This window comes from Methylobacterium sp. WL18 (genome assembly GCF_008040015.1).
GTDB lineage: Bacteria > Pseudomonadota > Alphaproteobacteria > Rhizobiales > Beijerinckiaceae > Methylobacterium > Methylobacterium mesophilicum.
Genome location: NZ_VRVD01000567.1, coordinates 1 through 3,060 on the forward strand (window position 1 = coordinate 1; position 3,060 = coordinate 3,060).

Sequence of the window (3,060 nt, forward strand, 5' to 3'; positions counted from 1 at the left end):
CCGCGCCGCCGCCGCCGGAGAAGCCGGTGCGCGAGCGCAGCGGCCTCGTCGGCATCATCAGCGGCGCCCTCACCTTCGCGGTGGCGATCGCCATCGCGGCGATGATCGGGATCACCCTGTTCCAGCGCCAGGTGCGCGAGCCGGGGCCGCTCGTGGCCGACAAGGTGGTGGTGATCCCGACCCACAGCGGCACGGGCGAGATCGCCGAGACCCTCAAGCGCGAGGGCGTGATCGGCCATACCGGCCTGTTCGAGTTCGCCGCCCGCTTCGGCGGACGGCCGGCGCTCCGGGCCGGCGAGTACATGTTCAAGGCGCATGCGAGCATCGCCGACGCCCTCGACACGGTGACCACCGGCCGGCAGGTCCAGCACGCGATCACGTTCCCCGAAGGTCTCACCTCCGAGCAGATCGTCACGCGGCTCAACGACAACGACATCCTGTCGGGCGAGATCAACGAGATCCCCCCGGAGGGCTCGCTCCTGCCCGACACCTACAAGTTCGAGCGCGGCGCCACCCGCCAGCAGATCGTGAACCTGATGCGGGCCAAGCAGCGCGAGGTTCTGAACCAGATCTGGCTCCGCCGCAGCGCCGACGTGCCGGTGCGGACCCCTGCCGAGATGGTCACCCTGGCCTCGATCGTCGAGAAGGAGACCGGCCGGGCCGACGAGCGGCCCCGGGTCGCCGGCGTGTTCATCAACCGCCTCAACAAGCGGATGAAGCTGCAATCGGACCCGACCATCGTGTACGGGCTGGTGGGCGGCCGCGGCACCCTCGGGCGCGGCATCCTGCGCTCCGAGATCGACCGGGCCACGCCCTACAACACCTACGCGATCGAGGGCCTGCCGCCTGGGCCGATCGCCAATCCCGGCCGCGCCGCCCTGGAGGCGGTGGCCAACCCGTCCCGGACCAAGGACCTGTACTTCGTGGCGGACGGCAGCGGCGGCCACGCCTTCGCCGACTCGCTGGAAGGCCACCAGCGCAACGTCGCCCGCTGGCGCGCGGTCGAGAAGAGCCGCCAGGCGCCGCCGGACGCGGTGGACAAGGTCGAGCCGGGCCCCGACCCGAGCACCCCCGGTCGGGCCTCGGCCTTCGCGCCGGACAACGCCCCGAACACCAACGCGGCCTTCGCCATCGATTCCGGCACGCCGGGCACCCGCGCCTTCGACGCCTCCGAGGGCACCCGCCTCGATCCGCTGAAGAACCGCAGCTACGATCTCGGCTCGCCCAAGACCGTCCCGGCGCTGGCCGACCCGACGCCGGCCCCGCGCGGGCGGCGGTAGGCGGAGCTTTGCGGAGCGACGGGCGCTCCCAAACGCGCCCTCATGCTGGGGTGGCGTCGCGGAGCGAAGCTCTCGAAGGAGGCCTCCGGCCGACCTCGCGATCCCTGAAGGGCTCCTTCGAGGCCGCTACGCGGCACCTCAGAGTTTGTGAGTCTTTCGGTTTTTTGCCTCTCTCGTGACCGCTCAGTCCTTGATTTGATTGAGGTCGAGAATGTCGGACATCGAAAGATTCACTGCCTCTCAGGATGAGGGTAAGGGTGGGATATCCGCCGCGTTGCCCGTCGCGCTTCGTCATTGCGAGCGTCGCGAAGCGACCCAGGGCAGCGCGCGATCTGCGAATGCGGCGTTTGACCGGGTTGCTTCACTGCGTTCGCAATGACGGCGCTCGATGATAGCTTCGCGCATACGCTCGAAGCTGCACCCGGCCGCGCGCTCTGCCCAAGAGGCCTGCTGCCTCTCGCCGCCGAAGACGTTGATTGTTCAACGATCAGGACTCGCATCGGCGTCGGACCATCCGCCTCGTCATCCCGGGGCCGCGAAGCGGAACCCGGGATCCATACCCGCTGACGGATCCGGGTCCCGCATTGTCGGCGGATCTGGGTTCCGGGCTCGCCTCCGGCGCCCCGGAATGACGGGACGGGAGCTGAGCGCTCGCGCCACGCTCGAGTCTTCAGGACGAGGATGTTCCCTGGGCGGCGATACACCCGGAACCATGTCCTGTGGAGACCACCGGGAATCCGGATGCGCGCTCTCGGAAGCCTGCTCGATCGGCCTTCTCCAATCCCCCGCCCTCGTCCTCAAGGGCCCCACCCTTGGCGGGCCCTGGGTGGCTTGATCGCCCGCAGCCTAATCGCCGCCGTACGTTGACCGCTCCAACCTAAAGCTGCATGAGAAGAGATCGGTTCGCCTTAGGGTCAAACCATGCACGTGGGTCCTGCGCCCGGTGACGACAGCTTCGGCCGCCTCATCGCGCTCAATGCAAAAGTCAACGCGATCAGGAACAGGGCGGAGACGGCGCTTCGGCACGCCGAGGGCGTGCGGGTCGATCTTCACGTTCTGAAGGACAAGCTGGACCGGATACTGACCGCGCCGCCCATCGGGTGCATGTCCTCGCGCGCCGCAGATGACCCAACCACCACACATCCCCAACCGTCATCGCAACCTCTGCTCGTCGCGCTCGACGCGATCGGACTGCAGGCGGCCAGTTTGCCCAGGCTGACGGAGGATCTTTGCGCAGCTTACGAAACAGCCCGGGAGGATGGGGACGAGGCTAAGATGGAGATCATCGGGACCGCTCTCCGGCACCTTGGACAGCACTACGCGGCGCAGATCGGACCGCGGGCTGCGGGCGTCGCCGTCAACTGAAGTGTTCTGGAGCGACGAACCGATGGGCGAGCACGGCGACACCATAAGCCAACTCGAGGCGATCGCAGCCACGCTGGGGGTTCCGGTCGCTGCCTTCTACCATTCCGGCGCGCCGCCGCCGTTCGACGGCGGCCTGTCCGAGATCCAACGCATCATGATGGATCTCCTGCGGGCTTTGGAGTCCATGTCGGACCCCGAGGCCCGCAGCCGCTGCGCTGAGGCGATCGGCAAGGCGATCCTCCATGTGGAACAGCCCAAGGTCAAAACCGCCAAAACCAAAGGCCATTGACGGCTGAACGTCCGCGACAGGCTGATGTCGTTGGCCTTGGCGCACAGGGTGTTGGCCTCGCGGCCGAACTCCTGGGCCAGGAAATCCAGGCGCCGGCCGATCGCGCCGCCCGCCGCGAGCAACTCC

3 protein-coding genes and 1 pseudogene are annotated in these 3,060 nt (G+C 68.2%); 3 read left to right on the forward strand and 1 reads right to left on the reverse strand.

Annotated features, from left to right (window positions below; genetic code table 11):
* The 3 genes from mltG to FV228_RS33415 form a co-directional block, all read left to right on the forward strand.
* Nucleotides 1–1,280: endolytic transglycosylase MltG (gene mltG / locus FV228_RS25055; protein WP_147857029.1), on the forward strand; the 1,280-nt coding region annotated here is incomplete at its 5' end.
* A gap of 921 nt (nt 1,281–2,201) precedes the next feature.
* Entirely contained in the window at nt 2,202–2,645 is a 444-nt protein-coding gene (locus tag FV228_RS25060) for a hypothetical protein (RefSeq protein WP_147857030.1), read from the forward strand.
* A 22-nt stretch (nt 2,646–2,667) separates the two neighbouring features.
* Nucleotides 2,668–2,934: a hypothetical protein gene (locus tag FV228_RS33415; RefSeq protein ID WP_147898027.1), complete on the forward strand. Its 267-nt coding sequence runs from the start codon at nt 2,668–2,670 to the stop codon at nt 2,932–2,934.
* Nucleotides 2,935–2,945: 11 nt separating this feature from the next.
* On the opposite strand, the pseudogene FV228_RS25065 reads toward FV228_RS33415, so the two are convergent.
* Nucleotides 2,946–3,060 (reverse strand): annotated as a pseudogene (locus FV228_RS25065) (DUF1732 domain-containing protein); the annotation flags it as partial.

What these genes read in the sequence shown, in the direction of transcription:
- FV228_RS25060 (WP_147857030.1), top strand. Translation starts at nt 2,202, where the DNA reads ATGCACGTGGGTCCTGCGCCCGGTGACGACAGCTTCGGCCGCCTCATC.
- FV228_RS33415 (WP_147898027.1), top strand. Translation starts at nt 2,668, where the DNA reads ATGGGCGAGCACGGCGACACCATAAGCCAACTCGAGGCGATCGCAGCC.